Below are 23,929 nucleotides of genomic sequence, written 5' to 3' on the forward strand. Positions count from 1 at the left end.
GAGGCTGAAATATCAATCTGATGGCTATTTTTTCGCAGCGACGGAGTGCCAGGACATAGCTTAACTCTGCTCGATGGCTGAAGGTGTATTTTAAGCGCAATAATTATGATTCGGTTCAGGGAACATTAACTTCTTTCAAAAATGATCTGATTAACTTTAAAATTGGATGTTCGTCTTTCTACCTATTTTGAAAGTAAAATAGTCACAAAAAACACGCAAATTACGACATTTTTGGGATGACACTATGCGTATTGCCATACTCGCCTTAGAAGGCAGCGTTCTTTCTGCAATTGCTGGCCTGGCGGATTTATTCTGGATTAGCAATAAAGCGATTGCTTCTTCTCCTGCTCATGCGTGCAAATTTTCGACAGCCCCGTTTGAAACACTTATTGTCAGTGCGGACGGCGCACCTGTTCTGGATACGGAAGGCAGGCTAATTCATATTGATAGCTCTTTTCAGGGGGCAGGGAATCTGGATGTTGTCATTGCGCCAGGTATGTTGTTGGGCCCGGATTTACAACCTATAAATATACACAACATTCGTCAGGCAGCCGGATGGGTCAAAGAACTACATGAAAAAAATGTTTGCATCGCGGCTTCTGGCACGGGAGCTGTAGTTTTAGGAGAAGCCGGTTTGCTTGATGACAGGCATTATTCCACCACGTGGTGGGTGAGCCACATGATCAAAGAGCGTTATCCCAGTTCTCAATTGAGCAAGGGGAAAATGGTGGAGGAAGACCGGGGTATTGTAACCTCAGGGGGCTGTTTTTCATGGATATCACTTGCTATGCACCTTATTGAAAAAGGAGCGGGCGCAGAGGTGGCCAATCTGACTTCAGAAATGTCGCTCAATGATAATCATCTTCTTAGACAAAGTTTAAATCATTCAAATGTGGCAGCCAAATCGGACTCAGCATTCATGATTCGAGCGCAGGAAATCATTCGCTTAAAAAATTTATCCATTACCGCAGCGGAACTGGCCGACGCTTTACACACAACAGAAAGAACGCTCCAGAGAAAGCTCAAAACCTTATCTCAAGAGACACCGAAGGAGTTTATAACGAGAGTACGCATAGAATCTGCCTGCAATATGCTGGTGAGCACGAATGTTAGCATACGCAAGGTGGCACAGGACTGTGGTTACTCAGAGGATACGGCTTTTCGCAAGGCATTTAACCAGGTAATGGATATGTCACCGATTCAATATCGTCAATGGATGTCTGCGCGGTTGAGTCGCCAATAATAAAAGTGTTCAAAATGAGAACGTCAGTGCGGTGGATCAGGAAATATGATTAAATTGGATTAATTTTAATCAGTATATTTGATGTAATTGTTGTTCTTCTTTTGCCGATGTGATTGTTGCTAAGAAATCTCATTTCAACATTTACCAGGTAAAAAAGATGAATATTACTCAAAGGTTAACCCTGGCTTTTCTCTTACTCTCGGCTTCTCTCATTCTATGCGGCACCGTATCCTTAAGGCTTTTATCAGGGTTTCAGGAGCGTTTTGAATACGTACAGTTAAACGCGATACCCTCAATACGCGACCTTGGCGATCTTATGGACCGGAGTAACAAATTATCCCTGACGCTTTACAAACATCAGAGTCAGACGGACAACACGCGAATGCCGCCGATTGAAAGTGAGATATCTCACCGCATGGCAGACATCCGAACGTTGGCAAATTATTACTTAAAAAATGACATATCCAGTGATCAAGATGAAAAGATGACCGAAACGGGGCTGGCTACTTTAAAGCTGGTTGAATCGAGATTGCCTGCTTTTTTAAATGCCTCTCGAACACACCAGGATGAGATAACACTGGGAATGCTCGAAAACGACAGTGGCATTGGCGGCGCCATTACGGCTTTAAAGGACAACTACCGCAAGCAACTCGCGCTTAATATTTCTCTTTCGGAAGGGCTTCGCAGCCAAAACAAGAGGATTTATCAGCAGACACTTTGGGGAATGTCAGCCTGTGTAACGGTGGCCATCATTCTGCTTGGTGCGTTAACCGTCATGACTCTTTTACGTATCCGCAGGAGCCTGAAGAACATCAGCGAAATCATGCTGCGTGCAGGCGATAGTTTGGATTTGAGCGTGACTGCCGATGACAGCCGTAAGGATGAAGTGGGTGCGATGGCGAAGGCATTTAACCAGCTTCTCAATCGTGTCAGTTCCGCACTCCACTCAGTCAGTACGACTTCTCACTCGGTGAGCACGGCATCTGCACAAATCGCGGCAGGTAATGAGGATTTATCCTCCCGCACAGAGCAGCAGGCAGCTTCGCTCGAACAGACTGCTGCCAGTATGGCCGAACTGAGTGAAACCGTGCGACAGACGGCAGAGAACACACGTCAGGCGAGTCGCTTATCCGGTAATGCATCAGTGCTGTCTGATGCGAGCGTCGTGTCCCTGGGAAGTATGTTAAGCACCATGGTGGAAATCAGAAGCAGTTCGAAAAAAATCACTGAAATTGTCACGCTGATTGAAGGGATTGCATTTCAAACCAACATTCTCGCGCTCAACGCTGCAGTGGAAGCGGCGAGGGCCGGCGAGCACGGTAAGGGATTTGCCGTGGTCGCGGGTGAAGTTCGTAGCCTTTCACAGCGTTCTACACAGGCTGCTCGGGAAATTAAACAGCTGATCGATTCATCCTATGTCTTGGTGGAGTCGGGTGCGGTTCAAGCTGAGACGGTCGAGAGTAATATGACGGAACTCAAAGCAGCATTCCGTCAGGTTAACGATCTGGTCACTGAAATTGCCGCTGCGGCAGAAGAGCAGAATACCGGCATTAATCAGGTGCATTTGGCTATTAGTCAGATGGACGATGTGACGCAGCAGAATGCGGCATTGGTCGAAGAAGCTTCTGCAGCCTCCGCGTCCTTACAGGATCAGGCACTCACGCTGTCAGGTATGGTCAGGCAGTTTACTTTGCCAGTTATTATGGCTGTTGAACCAACACCACTTAAGCACACTATGCCAGTTGAGTCTGTCCCGCTGACATCACAAGTGCGGATTCCTCAGAGACAATCCGAAAGCACTGACTGGCAGCGTTTCTGATGTGTGATTCATCTCTGAGGGAAAAAATGGATATCAATGCCTTCCTGAAACACGGGAAGTCTCATCGTGAACTGATGACCCGTTTCGAACAAATGAATATGCTCCTTCACCAAATGACGGATGGCGATTATCAGTCTCTGGATGTGTATATAAACAACTGTAATCATCTGTGCAGTCAGATTAATGCTGCTATGACCTCACTCCGCGAGCGTGAGTTCGAAGACTATCTGATGCAACATGACCCAGCATTGTTTTACAATCTTCAGAGCGTCATGTTGTCGGTCAAAATGCTGAAAAATTTGCTTGAAAACCTCGCAGGAACAATGAAGTACTCTCTTCTGCAAACCGCCTGATTGATATTAAGGTCAGCCTGAAGCCGTCTAGTCAAATCGGGCTTCAGGCTGAAACACATTGCGCCCGTTAAATCTAACCTTCTGTGAGTCAGGCTGCATAACGATTGACAAATCCTTCGTGCAGATGGTTGTATAGTACAACCAATTTGGCAAGGTAACGTTAATGGCTACTGAACTTCAAAACATAAAAAACATCCGTGTGGCATCACGATTGATGGTGCGAGAACTGGGTTTCATGAACCAAAATCTGGCTGCAACGGATTATCCTCCGTCAGCCGTTCACGCCATGCTTGAAGTTGAACTTCATGGCGCAATGACGGCTGCTCAACTGGTGCAGATTTTGGGGCTGGAGAAGTCCAGCGTTAGCCGCATGCTCGCTAAACTCGTTGAGGCCGGAGAGCTTGAAGAAAGTCCATGCTCTGTAGACGCGAGGACCAAGCGACTGAGCCTCACCGGGAAGGGTAAAGATACCGTGCAGCGCATCAATGCTTACGCTGACCAACGCGTAGCAGCAGCTCTCGGGAAACTCGATCCCTTTACTCAGGAGGCTGTATCTCAGGGCCTATCGTCATACGCCAGCGCCTTGAAAGCCTGTCGGGAAAACACCGCAGGGCAAATGCGAAATAACGTTAAGATAGTCTCGGGTTATCATGCAGGTATGATTGGTCGTATTACAGAAATGCATGGCAGCTTTTACGCCAGAGAGCATCACTTCGGCCACTTTTTTGAAGCGAAGGTGGCTGCCGGTCTGGCTGATTTTACGTCGCGACTGGAAAAGCCCTGTAATCAGATTTGGCTGGCGATGCTGAACGAACGCATTGTCGGCTCAGTCGCCATTGACGGTGAAGATCTGGGAAATAATGAGGCGCATCTGCGCTGGTTCATCCTTGACGACGGATGTCGTGGTAGCGGATTGGGCAGAAAACTCATTTCAGAAGCGATGAGATTTTGTGATGAACAGAAATTCACGTCAGTACAATTATGGACGTTTAATAAACTCACCGCGGCCAGACGATTGTACGAATCATTCGGATTTGAATTGTCAAAAGAATGGGAGGGCGATCAGTGGGGAAGCACTATTACTGAGCAACAGTTCACCCGAAAAATCGTTTAAACATGCGGGATTATCTAACCCGTTTTACCAGGTTCTTTTGGGGCGGGTTATCAGCGATTATCTCTTTCCCGAAATAGTCATGTCCGCTGTTGGCACGCTGCTGCTCTAAGGCAAAGCAACAAGGCAGCAATCAAAAGGCATCCATTAATCGAGATGGACGTCCAGTGATAGGAAAGGCGTTTAAAGCGAGTATGACCCTTTCACCATCAGCATGAACTCGTTTCTGGCGCACAGCGAAAGTTAAACAATAGTGACCCGCTGTAATCTGAAACTGGAGTGGACTGAGCTAACAGTAAGGTTAATGCTCCATATTTACTATTGTGATAATAAATTCACTATAGTAAGTTTAGGTGAGTCTTAATGGTATGTATTTTCACCAGGAAGTGAACATCTAAGAGGTAGAATTAATGTTAAAAATACGAATGTCTCGCCCATCTGAAGCGCCAGAGATTGTACAAATCTGGAGAAATTCTGTAGATGCTACGCACGAATTTCTGACAGCACACGACCGAGAAGAAATCGAAAAAGAAGTCGTCAGCTTTTTTTCAGAGACACCGGTTTGGGTAGCAACTCAACAGGATGACCAGCCTGTAGGATTTATGTTTTTGCATGATGGTCATCTGGAGGCGCTTTTTGTCGATGCGTCTGCTCGCGGACTGGGCGTTGGTAAGCGGTTGATATCCCATGCACTGGCGCTTCATCCTCATCTAAGCGTGGATGTAAATGAACAAAACCAGCAAGCAGTAGGGTTTTATCAACATTTGGGCTTTCAGGTTTCAGGACGTTCCGAGCGGGATAATCAGGGAAGGCCGTACCCCCTGTTACATCTGAGCAAAACTAATGAGATGTAACCCCTTGGGCAGGGGCATTATCATTGATTTTTATGACTAAAAGCGACGATGTAAGTGCAGCACTGATCGCTATCAGGATTGCTCATTTGATACTCGCTGGCAAAGGTAAGAGCCAGACAGTCACCCACTTGTAAATGATGGGTCTGATTATTGACCTTGAAATCCAGGCTGCCGCTTAATATCCAAAGGGTTTGCCCTGAAAGGTGCTCATTAGCGGCTGCGGGAATCGTGAGTTGACCCAGAGCAGGGATTTCAACTTTGATAAGCTCAGGTGTAGCGCCCGCAGGAGACACAGACCATCGGGTGATACCTGATTGCTCGTCTGTCCAGTGCTGCTGCTGGTCGGCTGAAAGCACCATTGAGTTGTGGTTAAGCTCAAGTTCCGCGAAGAGTTTTGATAGCGTAATATTCAGGGCATTTGCTAAGCGACTCAGGATAGTTGCACTGGGGCTGGAGGCACCTCGTTCAACTTTGCTGATCATGGCCTGACTGACCCCCGATCTTTGGGCAAGTTCAGTCACTGTCCAGTTCTTTTCTTTTCTGTGTTTCAGTAACAGACGCGCAATATCACTATCCAGTATCTGATTCTTAGCCGTCTTTTCCATCATGATGCTCGCTTTTTTAAGCTTGATTATGCCATTACACGTATTGAGCTGGAATAATTGATTTATGAAGGATCAATTGTTCTTCAGATGTTTAATACATTGGTACTGGGCGTAAGGCTTGCCAGTGCTTAACGGAAATATGAGAAAATCGGGCTCAAGCTGCTCTTCGGGAAGGTAGGGGATTTCACTGAATAGCGTCAGTATTCCTACCCGCTGTAAGTACAAAAGGGCTGAAACAGCATCCGTCAGGAACGTGACGTGAACTTTTAGTCGCACTTGTGCTCAATATCCTGATAATGCACGCAGGATTAATTATTTGAACGCGGTAAACGGAGAGATGAAATGGTCAATGACTACTTTGCACCACCCCCATTGGGTATGACGCCAGAACAACACAAGCGAACCATCGCTGTGGCGGCCGCTTTAGCGGTGGCGAAGGAATCCGTCAGCGCTTCAACCTCTGCCAGCGGTTCTAAAGCGTCGTGGGATCTTCAGGCGGTAGCGAATGAAATTTCCAATCTGGCTGATGCCATTCAGGACGCCCTGGAACCTGAAGACGAGATGTAAAGCCAGCGCACCCTCACATGACGGTGTTTAAAACCGTTTTGTGAGGGGCGAAAATTTTTTTATTTTTATCTGCATCCAGTTTGCCCCCTCCTTACGTATATCCCGTTGTGAGCAAATTCTTCGCTCCCCTACAACGAGGATTTATGATGAAAAAGCTAATCACCACTGCAGTCATCTCTGGCGCTCTGATGTTCTCCGCCACGACTTTCGCAGCCATGAACTCTGATTCTGTCATGGTTGGCGGTGCCGCAATGTATCCGCAGAAAAACATCATTGAAAACGCCCTCAATTCTAAAGATCACACTACGTTAGTGGCCGCAGTGAAGGCAGCAGGTTTAGTGGAAACACTCGAAGGAAAAGGGCCTTTCACTGTGTTCGCGCCGACCAACGCCGCGTTTGCGAAACTGCCCGCTGGCACCGTGGATAATCTGGTAAAACCGGAAAACAAAGCCAAGTTAACCAGCATCCTCACTTATCATGTCGTGGCCGGTAAATACGACATGAAAGCGCTGATGATGAAAATCAAACAAGGTGGCGGTCACGCGGAGCTGAAAACCGTGAACGGTCAGCCTTTGTGGATTATGAGTAATGGTCCTCACAATATTCAGTTGAAAGATGGTATGGGCAATGTGGCCAATATCAGTACTTATGATGTGAACCAGAAAAACGGTGTGATCGATGTTATCGATACCGTTCTGATGCCTAAGTAATTGTCTATACTCGGAAGGCATTTCAATGCCTTCCGGGAAAAACATGGATAACGTTTTGGCTCAACAGCAGGTGAAATTAATGCGGGCGATTGCGCAAGGCGATCGCCAGGCATTTGAACAACTGTATCGACTCGCTTCGCCTCATCTTTTCGCCCTTGCTTTGCGCACATTACGCCAGCGAGCCTGGGCGGAGGAGGTGCTGCATGATTGTTTCCTCACTATCTGGAATCGAGCCGACAGCTATGATGCCGCACTTAGCGCTCCGATGACCTGGATGACGCATATTGTGCGCAATCGCTGTATTGATTGGCTGCGCAGTGGACAGGCGCGTGAGGCCATCCTGTCTGAAGAATACAGCGATAACGTTTCGGAGGGTGAGGCGGAAGGGCCAGATGAACCCTTTGACGATTCACAGACCGCCCGATTACATCACTGTCTGCAGCATCTGAGTCATGAGCAGCGACAGAGTGTGACACTGGCTTATTATCAGGGGATGTCGCATAGCGATATTGCTGCCTGGATGCAGCAACCGGTTGGATCAGTAAAAAGTTGGATCCGTCGTGCGATGGAGCATCTTCGGGAGTGCGTGGGCTTATGAAAAACAATAAACATGATGATGCGCTCGCCGCCGAATATGCCCTGGGAACATTGCGCGGCAATGCACGATTGCGTTTCGAGAGGCGGCTGCAACAAGAGCCGGAACTGGCTGCGAAAGTGGCAAGCTGGCAGACAATGCTGGCAGGAATGGACACCCATGTGCGACCTGAAATCCCGCCGGAACGCGTGTGGAAAAAAATTGCCTTGAGCCTTCCCGCTAAAACCCCGGTGAAACGCGCCAATCCTTATGTTGGCTGGCTGGTTGCTGCGGGGCTTGCGGCATTCACCCTTGTATCCTATTACAATCATCGCCCTGATGAATTCGCACCCCTGGTGATTCTGGGGGATTCACAGCATCAGGGACAATGGGTGGTCAGCCGCAGCAGCGACCGCCGTTATCTGCAATTATCGCCGCTTAAACCCGTCGCCATTAATGCGTCCAGGAGTCTGCAACTTTGGCTGATTCCTGCGGGGCAATCCCCGGTCTCGTTGGGTTTACTGGCAGACCATGCGGCAACGCAAATTGAAATGGATAATCGAGCCTTAGCAGCAGGGGCTACCCTTGCCATTAGCCTGGAACCTCAGGGCGGTTCACCAACGGGGCAACCCACCGGACCGGTGCTCTACAGCGGTATGCTGTAAACCCATTATCGATAATCGGGATAGCGTGCTTGCTGATAATCCTTCCAGCGCTTAAGCAACTGATGACGCGTCCCGGGATAGTTGTCATCCTCAACCACAATCTCTTCAATGCGGTCGACGCGGAAATTACGAAAATCCTGGCGCAGTTCGCACCAGCCACACAGCAGGCGCACACGGTCAAAATACCCCAGCACCACGGGCCAGATGATGCGAGTGGATGACACGTCTTTGAGATCGTTATAACGCAGCGAGATTTTGTTGCGGGTATGGATTGCCTGACGCAGTTCCGGCAGGTGCTTCTCAAACAGGGCTTCTCCCCGCGAAGCGACCAGCAATGATTGATGATCGATACCATGCGATAAATGCGCTGGCATGACGGCATAAATTTTTGCCAGCGCGTGCTGTGCGGCGGATTTTAATTCGGCATCAGTGTGGCGGCTGACCCAATCAAGGCCCAACGCCAGCGCATCAATCTCATGACGGGAAAACATCAAGGGCGGTAAATGACCGTCGGATTTCAGCAAATACCCCAATCCGGCGCTGCCCTCGATTTCCACACCTTGCTGTTGCAGGCTGATGATGTCGCGATATATGGTGCGCACGCTAATGCTGAGTTGCTCTGAGAGATGCTGTGCAGTTATCGGATGTCGGTGACAACGTAACAATTGCACGAGTGCCAATAGTCGCTGGGTTTTGGTCATGGGGTGTGCCTACGCTAAGAGTCTGGCAGTCAGGAGTGGTTCAGGCCGCACGCACCAGAGTTGACTCCTGTGCAGGTGCGGCGACCTGTAGTTTAATACGGCACTCGTCATCCTGGTAGACGCAACTTCGTCTGTGGCGTAAAAGCGCTGCATCAAGGTATTAAACGCGTAATAACTGCTGCAGCACCGCCAGATCAGCGGTTGTCTGCAATGCGCTACTTTGCTGCACCTGTTGCAATCGCTCGCCCGACTCCTGACGCAATGCCAGACGCAATTTACCCTCAACGTCCACGCCATCGGCCAGGGATTGCTGACGGGTACGACGCTGTTGCAGCCGGGTGCCATCGCGCAAGGTAAGAGTGACCAGATGAAAACGCAATGCGGGATTAATGGCATCTGGCGGCGCGGTGTCATCAGGTGCTCGTCTCACTTTGGCTGCCAGTGGCATCACAGCATGATTAAGATCGCCTTCCGCAAAATCTTCCAGCCGCAGGTCGTTAAAGATCAGCATCGCGGCAATCACGTATTCCAGACTGAAACGCGCTTCAATCCCATTGGTGGGCGATGTGACTGAGGCGGCAATATCACCGCCCGGCGGGAACGCCACGCTAATGTCGGTGATGTTATCCAGCAGCGCTTCCAGCGAATTGCCGCTGGCTAGCCAGCCATTGCGCAGGATACGCGCGGCTTCCGCTGCGCTGTGTGTTCCGGCGCAGGTCGGGAAAGGTTTGTACTCCAGCCCCGGCGAAACAATACGCCACGGCTCGCCCCATTGAGCGACCAGCTTCTCAGGTTGCGCCTGACCGTTACTGTTGGCAGCAAGAAATGACTCAATCACGCCATCCTGTTTACCATCGAAACCCGCCAACGTGAGCTGTGCTGCCGTAACCGCACGTTCAGCCGCCAATCCGGCGTGCAGAGGTTTGACGGCAGAGCCGAACTGCGCGCGTAGCCCGCTGGCCTGAGTGGTGGCGATGCCGAGCAGGTTGGCCGTCGCGCCGACATCCAGTTTCACCAGGCGAGCCAGCGCGGCTGCGGCGGCCAGGGTGCCCAGCGTCGCGGTGTTGTGATGACCTAACGCATAATGCTGCTGGCTGGCGGCCAACCCTAGCCGTCCGGCCACTTCCACACCGATGGCGTAAGCATCGAGAAAATCATCAATCTCTGCCGCCTGTTGCTGCTGCCAGGCAAACAGCGCAGGGAGGATCACCACGCTGGGGTGACCGCGAAAATCAGCGTGGAAATCATCGTAATCCAGCGCGTGAGCGGCATAACCGAGGAGCAGCGCCTGAGAGCGAGGGCTGCCATCGGCATAAACGCTGCGCAGCGCGGGCAAGCCGCTGTCGGGCACCTGGCCTTGCAGAATCGGCCAGCTGACGGCAAGAAAATCACGTACCCCTTCGCGGGCTGCTTCACGTGCGGCGGCATCCGGCTGGCTGTGAACGATCAACTCAGCGAGGGCGGGAGTGATGCTCATGGCTGCTCCAGACTGTGCAATGCCGCCACAGCCAGATTGGCCAGATAGCGAGATGTGGGCAGCAGCACATCATCGTTGATACGAAACGCCGGATGATGCAGCGCATAAGGTTCACCGGTGCCAATCATCATAAACGCACCCGGCAGTTGCTGTTGGTAGAAGGCAAAATCCTCACCGATTGGGCTGGCTTCGACGACGCGGGCTTCAAAGCCGCTGTTCGCCGCCTGTTGCAGGGCGAAATCGGCCCAGTGCGCATCATTCACCACCGACGGTGGACCTGCGTGCCAGTTGAATTCGACTTTGGCCGCGAAGGCGGCGCCAATACCCTGCACAATCTCGCGGAAGCGCTGCTCCAGTCGTTCGCGCGTCTCCTGTGAGAACGAGCGCACCGTACCTTCCAGCCACGCGCTGTCCGGGATGACATTCCAGGTGCTGCCGCTGTGGATCTGGGTTATCGAGACCACCGCATTGTCGCCCGAAGGCGCATTGCGGCTGATCAGCGTTTGTGCGGCCGAAACTATTTGCGCGGCGATCACAATCGGATCGTTGCCCTGATGCGGTTTGGCTGCGTGGCTGCCCGTACCGGTAATCTTGATATCAAAGCGATCGACGGCAGCAGTAAGAGGCCCGGCTTTGCTGCCTATCACGCCCGGCGGTAACGAGGGATCGTTGTGAATGCCGAAAATCGTCACGGCATCTTGCAGTGCGCCGGTAGCAATCACATCCGGCGCGCCCTGGCCGGTCTCTTCGGCGGCCTGGAACAAAATACGCACGCGGCCCGGCAACTGGGCCTCCAGCTGTTTCAGCAGAATCGCTGCACCCAGCGCGGCGGAACTGTGAAAGTCGTGGCCGCACGCGTGCATCACGCCTGGGCGCTCTGAACGGAACGTGACGTCAGACTGCTCTTCAATCGGCAGCGCATCAATGTCGGAACGCAGCACGATCAACGGTCCATTTTCGGGACCCACTTCCGCCACCAAACCGGTTTTGAGCGGCAAATCCAATATGCGGATCTGGTGTTTATCAAGCTGCTGACGAATACGTGCCGTGGTTTCAAACTCTTCATTGGAGAGTTCTGGAAAACGGTGTAACTCATGGCGGAAGGCAATCAAATGTTGGCCCAATGCGCTCTCATCAAAACTCATTATTTGCTTCCTTGTTGTGCGGCCTGACGTGTCATCCACGCATCATGCGCGCTGTCATCCAGCACTTTCTTCATATATTGGGTGATATGGCCTTTGCCGAGATCGGTGGTATGCATCAATTGGAAGCCGCGCTTTTTATACATCTCGATCAGCCATGGATGGCTGGTAGCGGTGCCTAATGACACCGCAGGGGCGCGCAGTTTGCCTAGCAGGATCTCTTGTTCCAGCCGATCCTGTACCTGGCGGCCATACTGTTTGCCGGGATAGTCGGGATGGGCACCGAACCATCCAATATGCGGCAGACCAAACGGGCCTGGCAGCGGACCCCACGGATAGCGCACGGTGACCGAGGAAACCATCACGCCTTGCGCATAAAGCGCATAAACGCCGTGACTTTGCAGGTGACGCAGCGTCTTTTCATGGTCTGCTGCGGCGGCATCAAATTTGATGCCCATTGCCAGCGTCGGCGCATACGCGGCGTGCATCAGCGCCTGATAGGTTTCAACCTCATCTTCTCTGACCTGACGAAATTCAAGTGACATATCTATCCCCGGGAAACCGCCTGAAAGCGGTAAAGTGAATGCAGATTGAGCAACACTGTGTGGGCGAAACCCGCGCGTTCCAAGGCGCTAAAACTCAATACCCAGCGTGCTAAGCAACTCAGAATATCAGTAATGCCACAGGCTTCTATATGTGAAAAATAACTAAGCTAATGCGAATTTGTGAAAATGAAATGGCGGCTTTTCCATTGCTTATATCGCGATTTACCGTAGTATGCATAAATTACATAGCGCTATAACTATTTCTCATTAACCTCATGAAATAAAATAACTTTTCTCGTTATAGCCTTATTCTTAATCAGGGTGACGACGTGTTAGCGATCAAATCTCCGCGTGCTTATGCACATGAAGCCGGCCTGCGTGCGCGTGCCGGTGAATTTATCAAACCTTATGCCACACATATCCGCATTTTCACTTCTCCCAACGCCTGGCAAGCGGTTAATCCGGAATTAAGCCAGAGTTTAGAAGCCAACGGTATTCGCTGGGAGCTGGAGTATTTGCGCGGTGAATGTACCGACGTCGCCATCGAAACGCTAAAAAACAACGTTGAGCAGCAGCAAGCCGAGCTGCTGTTTGCGGTGGGCGGTGGTCGCGTGCTGGATGCCGCCAAAGCAGTGGGCAGCCAGTTACCTGATCTGAAGGTGATCAACTTTGCCACGCTTGCCGCCACGTGTGCCGCCTGGTCGCCGGTGGCCATTATCTACAACGAGCAGGGCGGCCATGTGCGCAGCCAGCCGCTGGGTAAAATGCCCGAGCTGGTGCTGGTGGACAGCGAAGTGATCGCCCGCAGCGATGTACGTTACCTCAAAGCGGGGATTGTGGATGCACTGGCGAAGTACTACGAATTTGCCCCCTATCTGCGCAGCAACCCACACGATCTGGCGCTCGATCTTAAAGTGATGACGGCGCAACGTGCGCTGGATGTCTATCGCCAGTTAGGTGAAGCCGCCGTCAGCGCCAATGAAGAACAGCAGGTTACGCCGGAGCTGGTGAAGGTGATCGATGCCAACATCGTACTGGCGGGTCTGGCGAACAGCGTGCGCGATCAACTGCCCACCCCTGGTTTTGCCCATGCCATTCATAACCGTCTGACGCACCAGCCTGAGCTGCATGAATGGCTGCACGGTGAAAAAGTTGGTTACAGCCTGTTGGTGCAATCACTGATTGAACACGATGGCGTGCCGGATGCGGAACTGCTGGCGTTGCTGCGCCAGTATGCGATGCCACTGACGCTGGCGCCGTTGACTGGCGACCGCGCGGCGGTGATACGCACGATTGCGGAACAAATTAAATTCCCGGCGGCCAGCGCTGAACGTCTGCCGTTCCGCATTCATGCGGATGCGTTAGAGCAGGCGCTGCTGGCGACCGAGAACCGTTTCTAACTTTTTACCCTCTTTATTGACCAGGACAACTTCATGGCTACTGCACAACCACAACGCATCCGCTTGGGCCTCTTCGTACAACCCGTAGGGCAACACGTCAGCGGCTGGCGTCTCACGGAAAAACTCGGCGATCCCACTGACATTGACTGGCTGATCACCATCGCAAAAAAAGCCGAAGCCGGTAAATTCGATCTGTTCTTCGTCGGTGATGCGCTGGCGACCAGCATGTACCGTCTGCCATCGACCATGGCGCGCCTTGAGCCGCTGACCATGCTGTCGGCGCTGGCGGTGAACACCAAACGCATTGGTCTGGCGGCCACCGCGTCCACCACCTTTAGCGATCCCTTCACTATGGCGCGCAGCTTCTCGTCGCTGGATCACATCAGCCGTGGCCGTGCGGCGTGGAACGTGGTGACGTCGTTCTCGACCGACGTGGCACGTAACTTTAGCCGCAACGATATGCCAAACCATGCCGAGCGCTATGCGCGTGCGCGTGAGTTCCTCGAAGTGACCAACAAGCTGTGGGAAGGTTGGGAAGCGGGAGCGGTGCAGCCAAACAAAGAGACCGGTGAATACTTCGTCAATGACAAAATTAAGTCGATTGATCACCAGGGTGAACACTTCCAGGTGCAGGGTCCACTGAACATTACACGCTCCCCGCAAGGACGTCCGGTGATCATTGAAGCCGGTTCATCCGCCGATGGGCAAAAACTGGCGGCCGAAACCGCCGAAGTGATCTTCACCGCTGCGGCCAGTCTGGAAGAGGCGCAAACCTTCTACCGTTCGCAGAAGGATCAGGTGATTGCCGCCGGACGTAATCCGGATCACGTCGTGATCATGCCGGGCGTGATGCCAATTGTCGGACGCACCCGCGAAGAAGCCAAAGCGCTGTGGAAAGAGCTGAATACGCTGGTGGATATCGAAAACGGTCTGCGTCAGCTCTCGCTGCGTTTCAGCATGGATCTGAGCCAGTATCCGCTGGATGGTCCAGTCCCTGAAGTCCCGCTCGGCGAAGGTAATCAGAGCCGCGTCAAGCTGATGACGGATATGGCGAAGCGCGAAAACCTGACCTTGCGTGAGCTGGCCGCTGTGGCTGCCGGTTCGCGTGGTCACCGCGTGATTGTTGGCACCGCCGAAGACATCGCCGATGACTTTGAGCTGTGGCTGAAAGAGGGCGGAGCCGATGGTTTCAACATCATGCCTGCCATCATGTCAGAGCAACTGGATCTGTTTGTCGAGCTGGTGATCCCGGAACTTCGTCGCCGTGGTCTGTTCCGCGACGATTACGAATTCGCCACGCTGCGCGAGAACCTCGGTCTGCCCGCGCTGTAAACCTTTTAGGAGCTGAACATGGTCACCTTATCAAAGCGTGTGCATTCCGTGTCGCTCTCTGCCAATGCAGCGGCGCGCCAGTTGACGCGCCAGCTGAAAGAGCAGGGCGTGGATATTCTGGATCTCACCACCGGTGAACCGGATTTTGATACACCACAGCACATCCGCGATGCCGCGACAGAAGCCATGAATAACGGTGAGACCCGCTACACGCCGACTAATGGCACCACGCCGCTGCGTAAAGCGGTGCAGGCCAAGCTGGCACGGGAAAATCAGCTGGATTATGCATTGGGGCAGATTTGCATCGCCAACGGGGCGAAGCAGATCATCTTCAATGCCTTTGCTGCCACTTTAAATGACGGCGACGAGGTGATTGTGCCAGTGCCGTACTGGCCGACGTTCCCGGATAGCGTGCGTTTTAACGGCGGCGACGCGGTGCTGCTCGACTGCCCGCTTGAGCAAGAGTACAAGCTGCAGCCGCAGCAGTTGGCGCAAGCGATCACCGATAAAACCCGCTGGCTGGTGCTGAATAATCCCGGCAATCCATCCGGTGCGGTGTATAACGCAGCAGAGTTAACTGCCCTCGCGGCAGTGCTGCGTGACCATCCCAACGTATGGATCATGCTGGATGAACTGTATGAGCACATTCTGTTTGATGGACGTGAACACGTTAGCCTGTTGCAGGTAGCGCCAGATTTAGCCGATCGCATTCTGCTGGTGGGGGGCGCGTCGAAAACCTATGCCATGACCGGCTGGCGCATCGGCTTTGGTGCCGGTCCGCAAGCGTTGGTTGATGCCATGGTGGTGGTGCAGTCGCAGAACAGTTCGGGTGCCAGCGCGATCAGTCAGGCGGCAGCAGTGGCGGCGTTAAATGGTGGGCTGGATTTCCTGCCACCGCAGCGCGCGGCCTATCAGGATCGCCGGGATGCGATTATGGCGCAACTCCGCCCGGTAGAAGGTATTGAGGTGCTGAACCCTGAGGGGGCGTTCTTTATCTTCTGTCGCTGTGCCGGGCTGCTGGGCAAAACAAGGCCAGATGGTCAGCATCTGGAGAGCGAACAGGATGTGCTGAATTATCTGCTGGAAAGTGGCGTGTCCGGCGTAGCGGGCAGCGCGTATGGCTTATCGCCGTATTTCCGCCTGTCTATTGCCACTGATATCGACAGCGTGCGCGAAGCCGGAAAACGAATTGCGAAGGCCTGTGCAGCGTTGAAATAGGGATTTAATCGGTCGCCAGGAATGGTATAGCGTTCGTCACTTAAAGCCCTATTTGCAAAAGCTGCCACTGTAAAAAGTGGCAGCTTTTTTTGATAGGTTAAATCAGGAAATCATCCATTGAACCGCCCGCGTCTAAAGCGGATTTGATTGGCGATGGAGTACGGCCCTGGCCGGTCCAGAATTTTTCATGACCGTTTTCGTCGATGAATTTATATTTCGCCGGGCGTGGCGCACGTTTCGCTTTCGGTTTGGTTTCGCCCTGGTTTAATTTCGTTAATTCACTAATATCGATGCCATCATTCAGCAGCATCTCTTTATACAGCGCCAGTTTTTCTTCTTTTTCGCGCTGAGCGGCATTATTCGCTTCCGCTTCTTCACGGCGTTCTGCAACCACCACGGCGAACTTTTCTAGCATTTCGTCTAATACCGCAATCTCAACATCACGCGCATGGGCACGCAGTGTACGAAGATTGTTCAATGCTTTGAGTGCATCGCTCATGAATAAACCCTTATAACTTTTATAACGAAGATGAAAGGGGGCATTCTACGTTAATTTTTATCAAATGAAAATATTGCGCATAATGCAGAATTGTCCGGAAAATAAGCTTTCAGCAGATTGTGTCTATATCGAACAATAAAATACAAAGCAGATATTTCACTCAAGTTAGTCGAGGGCGTAGCCGCAAAAAATTGCGGCTACAAGGGGAGTGAATATATTCTATAGACTGCGATAAAACGGGAAGCAACCGGTGATCAGTGTGACCACGAATAATACAATCGAGGTGATAAATGACCAACGCAGCGTGAACCGTTGTGTCTGCGCATAATCCAGTTTCAGCATGCCGACCAATAAATAGGTCGAGGCCACCAGTGGGCTGAGAATATGAACCGGTTGACCGACCAGGGCGGCGCGTGCCATTTCAATCGGTTCGATACCATAATGTCCCGCAGCCTGCACCAGCACCGGCAGCATGCCGAAATAAAACACATCATTCGATACCATCCAGGTAACGGGAATACTGATCAAGGCGGTAATCACCGCAAGGTAAGGACCCAGCGACGCAGGGATAGTGTGCACAATCGCTTGAGCCAGGGCGTTCGCCATACCGGTTTCAGCAAAAATGCCGGTAAACACCGCCGCAGCGAAGATCAATCCAGCGACGGCAAGGATGGCGGGCGCATGGCGGCCGATCTGTTCCTGCTGCTGGCTGAGTTGCGGATAATTGACGACGAACATGATGGCGGTGGCCAGCATAAACAGGTACGCCATGGGCATCACATCCAGCACCAGGAAGGTCATCAGTGCAATGGTCAGTGCCCAGTTAAACCAGAAACGCCAGGCTACGCAGCTTTTTTCTTCGAACTGCAGCGCGGCGCGATCCACCGGGATAGGCTGCTGAAATCCCAGACGCTTGCGTTCACTTCTGCCGAGCATCACCGCCAGAATAAAGGTCCATGCCACACAGGCCAGCAGCGGAACCAGCAACGGTACAAACAGAGTAGAGACGTCAGCCTGAACAGCGGCCGCTGCACGCGCCGTAGGGCCACCCCACGGAAACATATTGCCCAGCCCGGTGCACTGTAATAGCAGGGCGGCAACGCTGAGTTTTGATAATCCGATGCGTTCATAAATCGGCATAAAAGCGGAAAGTACGATCATATATACCGTCGCGCCATCACCGTCTAAGGCGACAATAAAGCCGAGCAGTGCGGTGCCGACAAATATCTTCACCGGATCACCATCGACCGCAGACACAATCCGTTTAATAATCGGATCAAACATCCTGGCATCCGTTACGCTCATAAAATAGAGCATCGCGAATATCAACATTACGCCGGTGGGCGCGACGGTACGCAATCCTTTGATCACCATGGCACCCATATCCGCGCCATGGCCAGATAACAATGCGAATAGCGTAGGGATAAGGATTAATGCAGTCAGAGCGGAAAGCTTTTTGCTCATTAATAAGCCAATAAAGCAGATTATCATAAGCAGACTGATGATCAGCAGCATGACGAGGGTTCCTGTCCGGAGGGATAGAGCACGTTTGTGGGTAGCAAACGCAACGTGTTCGAAATAAATAAAAAACAGCGAATGATTATTTATTGTTCAAATTAACCTTCTGCAACCTCGTCTATCTGGGAATATTATCCAGCGTTTTTTTCGGCAGACACAAGGTTAGGTTTACGCGAAATATGTGCGTAACCTCTTAGTTTTAATAAATTTGAAATAGCGAACGGTGATGATTTATCTGGGTGTTATTTCCTCCTGTTTATCAATAGAGATAACGTTGAATAAGCGCGGCGTGAACACCGCGCTAAATAGCGTTAAACGGCACGTTATGCCTTATTGATGATCCCGCGGCGAAGGCTTAATCGGTAACGGCAAACGGTATAGCTTCACCGGATATTCCACGGTTGACGGTTTGCCGCCAGTGGTCGCGGGCGTGCGATTGATCTGTCCGGACGGCATCCACAGTGCGCCGTCAGATACCCACATCGCATCGATCCACACCAGGCGGGGATCCTGCACCACGGTGGTGACTTTGCCATCGGGCGCAATACGTTTAATGCTGCGGGTGTTGATATCCGAAGCGTAGATATTGCCCGCGGCATCGATGGCCGTTCCACCGGTGCTCCAGGTTTCGCGCACTTTCTCCGCATGCTTCGCCACTTCTGCAGCCGAAAGGGCACTGTCATTCAGATAGCGGGTTTCAATGCGAGCCAGCGGTCCCGGGATCGCCTGGTAATAGAGCCATTTGCCATCCGGCGAAACTTCCAGCTGATCGAGACCCACGCGTTTTTCACGGCCATCGCGCAGAATCAACTTCTTGCCATCCGCATAAATCGGCTGGTGATCAATCGAGAGAGGGTGGTTATCCAGCACCCGCCAGCTTTTGCCACTTTTCAGGTTCAGCACCACTAATCCCACCGCACCCGGATCGGTGATATAGGCGAAATCACCATTAAAACGCACATCATCCAGATAGCTGGTGGGTTGCAGCGTCGGTGCCTTAAACACATAGCTGTTCAATACTTTGCCAGTGGCCAGACTAATGTGTACCAGCTTGGCGCCACCGGGCACGGCCTGATCGCCGGTACCAATTCCTTTATTGCCTGAATCCATCACCCACAGATCGCCATCCGGGCCAATACGCAATGCATTCACATGGTAGAAATGATGCTCCGGATCGTTAGCGTTCCACTGGTTCCAGCTGTCATCGGGAAACGCTTTCAACTGATTGTTGATCACTTCTGCCAGCTGCAGACCCGCCCCTTCCGATTGCGTTAACGAGGCGAACAGACGGTTGTCATGACTGACGGTAATGCCATTCCACACGCGCGGTGAGGTAGCGACTTGCTCCAGACGACTGTCCTGTTGCGTCGGTAACGTCACAGGCAGTGTATCTTGTGCCAGTATCTGTGCGCTGCTGGCCAATGCGATCATCGCGACCAGTGCTTTCAATGAATGTTTCATCCTTTACTCCCTTGTTAAGCGCCACAAGGTGACGCGAACAGCGTGTTTCTCTGTTGTTAATGTCATTCCATCCTGGCAGCGTAGAGTGATAAATTATATTCTCTGAATTTTATCAATTGATTCCTGGTGGGAATGAATGGAACTGAAAGATCTGCATTATCTGCTGGCGGTGAAGGAGACGGGGCATCTGGGTAAAGCGGCGCAATCCCTTGGTATTACTCAGCCCGCATTAACCAAATGTCTGCAGCGTCTGGAGAAGTTTTACGCCACGCGGTTAATTCTCAAGGTGGGGCGTGGGATGCAACTCACAGAAGCGGGACTGTTACTTTGTGAACGTGCTCAAAAAGTCGTGCACATGATGCAGGTCACCCGACAGGATTTACAGGCGCTGGGTGCGGGAACGGCGGGCGTCATCCGGTTGGGCGTAGCGGCCACGGCAGCGGAATTTATGCTGCCAGTGCTGAGTAAAGACCTGTTGCACAAAGCCCCAACCGCCAGACTCGAAGTGACGGTCGGGATGAATGATTTGCTGCAAAAGTTACTACGTGAGAACAAGGTCGATCTGATTCTCGGTTTTCTGCCACAGGGGAATAGCGAATTTATTACCCGTCCGCTGATTGAGGATCCGGTGGTGATTGCCGCCAGCCGTCATCACCCGCTGGCCAATATTCATCCGACGCCAGAACAGCTTGATGAATATAACTGGTTGTTGCCTTCAGACAACGTCGCGACTCGCCAGTGGCTGGAACAACGTTTACGCAGCGGGGGTTATGCTCCGCCGCGCGCGCAAATGGAAAGTAACACGCTGTCACCCCTGCGAGCCGTACTGGCGCAAACCCAATTATTGAGCTTTCTTTCCCGGCGATTATTAAAAGGTGAGGGCGGCGAGTTAATTGAAATACCGCTGCCGCTGGTGATGATGCCTCGCACTTTTGGCTGGCAATTCCGCTCACTCAGTGAGCTTTCCCCCGCGTCACGTTTACTAGTGGATTTAGCGGAAAAACGCTGGCCCTGGTGATCCCCGGTAATACCATCACGACGAGAACCTGTGATTTATCACAGGTTTGCTCCAATAACCTGCATGATAATGATCGAAAATAACCCACCTTTATTATTAATCATTGAAGAATAAGGATTTATCTAAATGTAAAATTGTCAGATAACAGGTAACAATTTCTTGCAATACTAATCTTAATGCGTATATTTCTCATTTGCTTTCTTAACGGCATTTTTACAGTCGTTCTGTTTGCGCCAGGAGGGCGCAGTCGGGAAATACCTCATCCTGATATTCCTTTTCAGCACGTTATTTATGGCTGGATCTAACAGACGTCAGCAGCTATGCCGCCAACACAAAATAACGATAAGTTGATTGAGGAATATTATGTCTTTCAAAGAAAAGCGCGTCAGGGAATCTGGCCTTGCGCCGCAACGTGCCTTGCGTGTCTCTCTGCTTGCCATGATGGTGGCATCAGGTATTGCCCAGGCCGCTGATACCACTAACACAGAACAAACTCTGATGGTGGATGCCAGCGCCAGCAGCGATGCGCAGCAAGAGCAGGCAGCAAAAGATTACAGCGTTCCGGTCACTCGTGCCGGCACCAAAATGGCATTAACCGCGCGTGATATTCCGCAATCGGTCAGCATTGTCAGCAAGCAACGTATGCAGGACCAGCAACTGCAATCCCTGAATGACGTCCTGTCGAACACCACAGGTATCAGAGGTGTCAGCGGCGATATGGATCGCACTAACTATTATTCGCGCGGTTTTATCATCGATAATTACATGATCGACGGTATTCCAACGGCGTTTGCTTCGCGCTGGAACCTGGGGGATGCCCAAACCGATATGGCGCTGTATGAGCGCGTTGAAGTGGTGCGTGGTGCAACGGGCCTGCTGACTGGCCCGGGTAACCCGTCTGCTGCGATTAACATGGTGCGTAAGCACGCCGACAGCAAGGAGTTTACCGGCAACCTGGAGGCGAGCTACGGCAGTTGGGATAAGCAACGTTACGTCGCCGATCTTTCCGCGCCTCTTTCGCCTGAAGGCAATGTGCGTGGCCGCGTGGTAGCGGGATACGAAGATAAAAACAGCTTTATCGAGCGTTATGGTTTCGAGAAGAAATTCATCTACGGCGTGGTGGATGCCGACCTGACCGATAAAACCAAACTGTCTGTGGGCTATGAGTTTACCCAGGTGAATACCGACTCACCCATGTGGGGTGGTTCACCACGTTGGTATACCGATGGTTCACAGGTGAAATTACGTCGCGGCTACAATACCTCAACGGATTGGGCGTATAACGACAAAGAAAACAAAAAAGTCTTTGTTAACCTGCAACAGAATTTCGATAACGGCTGGAACATCACGCTTAACGGCACACACAATGAGATGTTCCTCGACAGTAAGCAGCTGTATATCGACGGCTATGTGAATAAAGATAGCGGTCTGCTCGTTAACCAGTACGATCCTTCCTACAACTATGATGCGGTAGGCGGAACCGGCTACAACACCGGTAAACGCAAAGTGGACTCCGTCGATGCGTTTGCCAGCGGTCCATACGAAATGTTTGGCCGTCAGCATGAGTTGATGCTGGGTGTGAATTACAGCCGTCAGGACAACAAGTATTACAGCGCCTGGACCAACATTTCACCCGATCAGTTGGGCAATTTCTACGACTACAACGGGAACTATCCTGAGTCCGACTGGAACCCTCGTACCCCAGCGTCTGATACGCAACTGGTGCGTCAGAAATCGGCCTACCTTGCCACTCGCATTACGTTAGCCGATCCGCTGCATGCCATTTTAGGTGCACGTTATACCAACTGGAATCGTCAAGGTTTAACCACCCGGCAGGAAGAAAACAACATCACGCCATACGGTGGTTTGATCTGGGACTTCTATGATAACTGGTCAGCCTACGCCAGTTACACTTCGGTCTTCCAGCCGCAGGATAGCCAGGATGCCTCCGGCCAATTTCTTAACCCGGTCATCGGTAAAAACTACGAAGCGGGTGTGAAATCTGACTGGCTGAACAGCCGACTGACCACCTCGGTGTCAGTGTTCCGCACTGAACTGGATAACGCGCCAGTGAGCACTGGCACATACACGGCGTCAGGCAACGAAATTTTTGAAGGTAAGAGTGGTGTCGTGAGCCGAGGCGTTGAGTTTGAAGTGAACGGTGCACTGACGGACAACTGGCAGATGACTTTCGGCGGCACGACTTATGTCGCTGAAGATCGTGAGGGTGAGAACTACAACTCCAAGTTGCCACGCACTTCGTTCAACCTGTTCACCAGCTACCGTCTGCCGATGCTGGATCAGCTGACGCTGGGTGGCGGTGTGAACTGGCAGTCGAAGACCTACCAGGATATCACTGGTCCGGAAGGTGTCGGTACCTGGCGAGCGCGTCAGGGCAGTTATGCGCTGGTGGATCTGTTCGCGCGCTACGACGTGACAAAGAACGTTACTCTGCAGGCTAACCTGAACAATCTGTTCGATAAAGAGTATGACAAAAACGTCGGTAATGGCGGGATCGTTTATGGTACGCCGCGTAACTTCTCAGTCACCGCGTCTTACCGTTTCTGATGTGAACTTCTCGGGCGCGCAGCAATGCGCATTGTGCCAGGTTCGCGGCTAAGTTCGCGAATCACTGGCAGGATCGGCAAGGATGCCGGCCCGGCGTTGCTCACTTGAACCCCTCAATATTGCTCAGCATCCTGCCGCAATATAATCTCCATTAGCACTGATGGGCACCACGGTTAAAAACAGCACCAGCGCAAATAAGATCAGCAAAGCGCCTCCAGCAATACGTATCATCCCCAGTATTTGCTGTGTGCGTGGCGATGACTCAGCCAACCATAATTCTCCCGCACGATGACGAAAATGGCGCACAAACAGGGCCAGTGCAACCAGCGCCATACCCGTGCCGAGTGCCATGGTCATGACCGCAAACATGCCCCAACGGGTAATGCCAATTACGCTGGCAAACAGCAGCACCGTGAGTGCGCCACTACAAGGCCGGACGCCCGTGGCAATAATAATGCCGATCCACGCTTTCCAGTTATCCACTGATTTCACAGTAATGCCGTGATGATGAGCGCAGCCAGCATGATGCTGCTCATGCTCATGCTCATG

At 51.9% G+C, this 23,929-nt stretch carries 22 protein-coding genes and 1 pseudogene; 14 read left to right on the forward strand and 9 right to left on the reverse strand.

Going from position 1 to position 23,929, the window contains the following annotated elements; genetic code table 11:
- Window positions 1-244 precede the first annotated feature (244 nt).
- The 5 genes from VH86_RS09220 to VH86_RS09240 all read left to right on the forward strand — a co-directional run bounded on the left by VH86_RS09220 (window position 245) and on the right by VH86_RS09240 (window position 5,380).
- Window positions 245-1,243, forward strand: a complete 999-nt coding sequence (locus VH86_RS09220) for a GlxA family transcriptional regulator (protein WP_045832719.1) — start codon at window positions 245-247, stop codon at window positions 1,241-1,243.
- A 157-nt stretch (window positions 1,244-1,400) separates the two neighbouring features.
- Window positions 1,401-3,062, forward strand: coding sequence for a methyl-accepting chemotaxis protein (locus VH86_RS09225; protein WP_045832720.1), 1,662 nt, complete (start codon window positions 1,401-1,403; stop codon window positions 3,060-3,062).
- Window positions 3,063-3,088: 26 nt separating this feature from the next.
- Entirely contained in the window at window positions 3,089-3,415 is a 327-nt protein-coding gene (locus VH86_RS09230; protein WP_045832744.1) for a hypothetical protein, read from the forward strand.
- 163 nt (window positions 3,416-3,578) lie between these two features.
- Window positions 3,579-4,529, forward strand: coding sequence for a bifunctional helix-turn-helix transcriptional regulator/GNAT family N-acetyltransferase (locus VH86_RS09235; protein WP_045832721.1), 951 nt, complete (start codon window positions 3,579-3,581; stop codon window positions 4,527-4,529).
- A gap of 407 nt (window positions 4,530-4,936) precedes the next feature.
- A complete protein-coding gene (locus VH86_RS09240; RefSeq protein WP_045814627.1) occupies window positions 4,937-5,380 on the forward strand; it encodes an acetyltransferase in 444 nt (147 codons plus the stop codon).
- A gap of 20 nt (window positions 5,381-5,400) precedes the next feature.
- Here the strand turns inward: VH86_RS09240 and VH86_RS09245 are convergent, their stop codons facing one another.
- Complete coding sequence (locus VH86_RS09245) at window positions 5,401-5,985, reverse strand: helix-turn-helix domain-containing protein (protein WP_045832745.1); 585 nt, start codon at window positions 5,983-5,985, stop codon at window positions 5,401-5,403.
- A 342-nt stretch (window positions 5,986-6,327) separates the two neighbouring features.
- Between VH86_RS09245 and VH86_RS09255 the strand changes: the two genes are divergently transcribed.
- The 4 genes from VH86_RS09255 to VH86_RS09270 all read left to right on the forward strand — a co-directional run bounded on the left by VH86_RS09255 (window position 6,328) and on the right by VH86_RS09270 (window position 8,501).
- Entirely contained in the window at window positions 6,328-6,552 is a 225-nt protein-coding gene (locus VH86_RS09255; RefSeq protein WP_045832723.1) for a hypothetical protein, read from the forward strand.
- Between the two features lie 146 nt (window positions 6,553-6,698).
- Window positions 6,699-7,262: a fasciclin domain-containing protein gene (locus tag VH86_RS09260; RefSeq protein ID WP_045832724.1), complete on the forward strand. Its 564-nt coding sequence runs from the start codon at window positions 6,699-6,701 to the stop codon at window positions 7,260-7,262.
- A gap of 43 nt (window positions 7,263-7,305) precedes the next feature.
- Complete coding sequence (locus tag VH86_RS09265) at window positions 7,306-7,860, forward strand: RNA polymerase sigma factor (RefSeq protein ID WP_045832746.1); 555 nt, start codon at window positions 7,306-7,308, stop codon at window positions 7,858-7,860.
- Window positions 7,857-8,501: an anti-sigma factor domain-containing protein gene (locus VH86_RS09270; RefSeq protein ID WP_045832725.1), complete on the forward strand. Its 645-nt coding sequence runs from the start codon at window positions 7,857-7,859 to the stop codon at window positions 8,499-8,501. The genes VH86_RS09265 and VH86_RS09270 overlap by 4 nt, the downstream gene beginning before the upstream one ends.
- 5 nt (window positions 8,502-8,506) lie before the next feature.
- On the opposite strand, the gene VH86_RS09275 is transcribed toward VH86_RS09270, so the two are convergent.
- From VH86_RS09275 to VH86_RS09290, 4 genes are all read right to left on the reverse strand, one after another.
- Window positions 8,507-9,202, reverse strand: coding sequence for a YafY family protein (locus VH86_RS09275; protein WP_045832726.1), 696 nt, complete (start codon window positions 9,200-9,202; stop codon window positions 8,507-8,509).
- A 160-nt stretch (window positions 9,203-9,362) separates the two neighbouring features.
- Window positions 9,363-10,679, reverse strand: coding sequence for an MmgE/PrpD family protein (locus tag VH86_RS09280; protein WP_045832727.1), 1,317 nt, complete (start codon window positions 10,677-10,679; stop codon window positions 9,363-9,365).
- Entirely contained in the window at window positions 10,676-11,824 is a 1,149-nt protein-coding gene (locus tag VH86_RS09285; RefSeq protein ID WP_045832728.1) for an amidohydrolase, read from the reverse strand. Before VH86_RS09285 ends, VH86_RS09280 begins: the two co-directional genes overlap by 4 nt.
- Window positions 11,824-12,366, reverse strand: coding sequence for a GNAT family N-acetyltransferase (locus tag VH86_RS09290; protein ID WP_045832729.1), 543 nt, complete (start codon window positions 12,364-12,366; stop codon window positions 11,824-11,826). The genes VH86_RS09285 and VH86_RS09290 overlap by 1 nt, the downstream gene beginning before the upstream one ends.
- 329 nt (window positions 12,367-12,695) lie before the next feature.
- Here VH86_RS09290 and VH86_RS09295 point away from each other — a divergent pair, with 329 nt between their 5' ends.
- Genes VH86_RS09295 through VH86_RS09305 form a run of 3 tightly spaced genes read left to right on the forward strand, consistent with a single transcriptional unit; the run spans window position 12,696 to window position 16,316 of the window.
- Window positions 12,696-13,766, forward strand: coding sequence for an iron-containing alcohol dehydrogenase family protein (locus tag VH86_RS09295; protein WP_045832730.1), 1,071 nt, complete (start codon window positions 12,696-12,698; stop codon window positions 13,764-13,766).
- A 33-nt stretch (window positions 13,767-13,799) separates the two neighbouring features.
- Complete coding sequence (locus VH86_RS09300; protein WP_045814636.1) at window positions 13,800-15,098, forward strand: LLM class flavin-dependent oxidoreductase; 1,299 nt, start codon at window positions 13,800-13,802, stop codon at window positions 15,096-15,098.
- 18 nt (window positions 15,099-15,116) lie between these two features.
- Window positions 15,117-16,316 (forward strand): aminotransferase class I/II-fold pyridoxal phosphate-dependent enzyme, encoded by a 1,200-nt coding sequence (locus tag VH86_RS09305; protein ID WP_045832731.1) that lies wholly within the window; start codon window positions 15,117-15,119, stop codon window positions 16,314-16,316.
- Window positions 16,317-16,413: 97 nt separating this feature from the next.
- On the opposite strand, the gene VH86_RS09310 is transcribed toward VH86_RS09305, so the two are convergent.
- The 3 genes from VH86_RS09310 to VH86_RS09320 form a co-directional block, all read right to left on the reverse strand.
- Complete coding sequence (locus tag VH86_RS09310; protein ID WP_045814638.1) at window positions 16,414-16,815, reverse strand: H-NS family nucleoid-associated regulatory protein; 402 nt, start codon at window positions 16,813-16,815, stop codon at window positions 16,414-16,416.
- A gap of 219 nt (window positions 16,816-17,034) precedes the next feature.
- Window positions 17,035-18,330: a CitMHS family transporter gene (locus tag VH86_RS09315; RefSeq protein ID WP_045832732.1), complete on the reverse strand. Its 1,296-nt coding sequence runs from the start codon at window positions 18,328-18,330 to the stop codon at window positions 17,035-17,037.
- Window positions 18,331-18,663: 333 nt separating this feature from the next.
- Entirely contained in the window at window positions 18,664-19,794 is a 1,131-nt protein-coding gene (locus VH86_RS09320) for an L-dopachrome tautomerase-related protein (RefSeq protein ID WP_052696594.1), read from the reverse strand.
- A gap of 136 nt (window positions 19,795-19,930) precedes the next feature.
- Here VH86_RS09320 and VH86_RS09325 point away from each other — a divergent pair, with 136 nt between their 5' ends.
- A complete protein-coding gene (locus VH86_RS09325; RefSeq protein ID WP_045832733.1) occupies window positions 19,931-20,812 on the forward strand; it encodes a LysR family transcriptional regulator in 882 nt (293 codons plus the stop codon).
- A 363-nt stretch (window positions 20,813-21,175) separates the two neighbouring features.
- Window positions 21,176-23,380 (forward strand): ferric-rhodotorulic acid/ferric-coprogen receptor FhuE, encoded by a 2,205-nt coding sequence (gene fhuE / locus VH86_RS09330; RefSeq protein WP_045832734.1) that lies wholly within the window; start codon window positions 21,176-21,178, stop codon window positions 23,378-23,380.
- A gap of 123 nt (window positions 23,381-23,503) precedes the next feature.
- Here the strand turns inward: fhuE and VH86_RS09335 are convergent.
- Window positions 23,504-23,929, reverse strand: a pseudogene (locus VH86_RS09335) (nickel transporter); the annotation flags it as partial.

It is taken from the genome of Pantoea sp. BL1, assembly GCF_000963985.1.
In the GTDB taxonomy this organism is placed as follows: domain Bacteria; phylum Pseudomonadota; class Gammaproteobacteria; order Enterobacterales; family Enterobacteriaceae; genus Pantoea; species Pantoea rwandensis_B.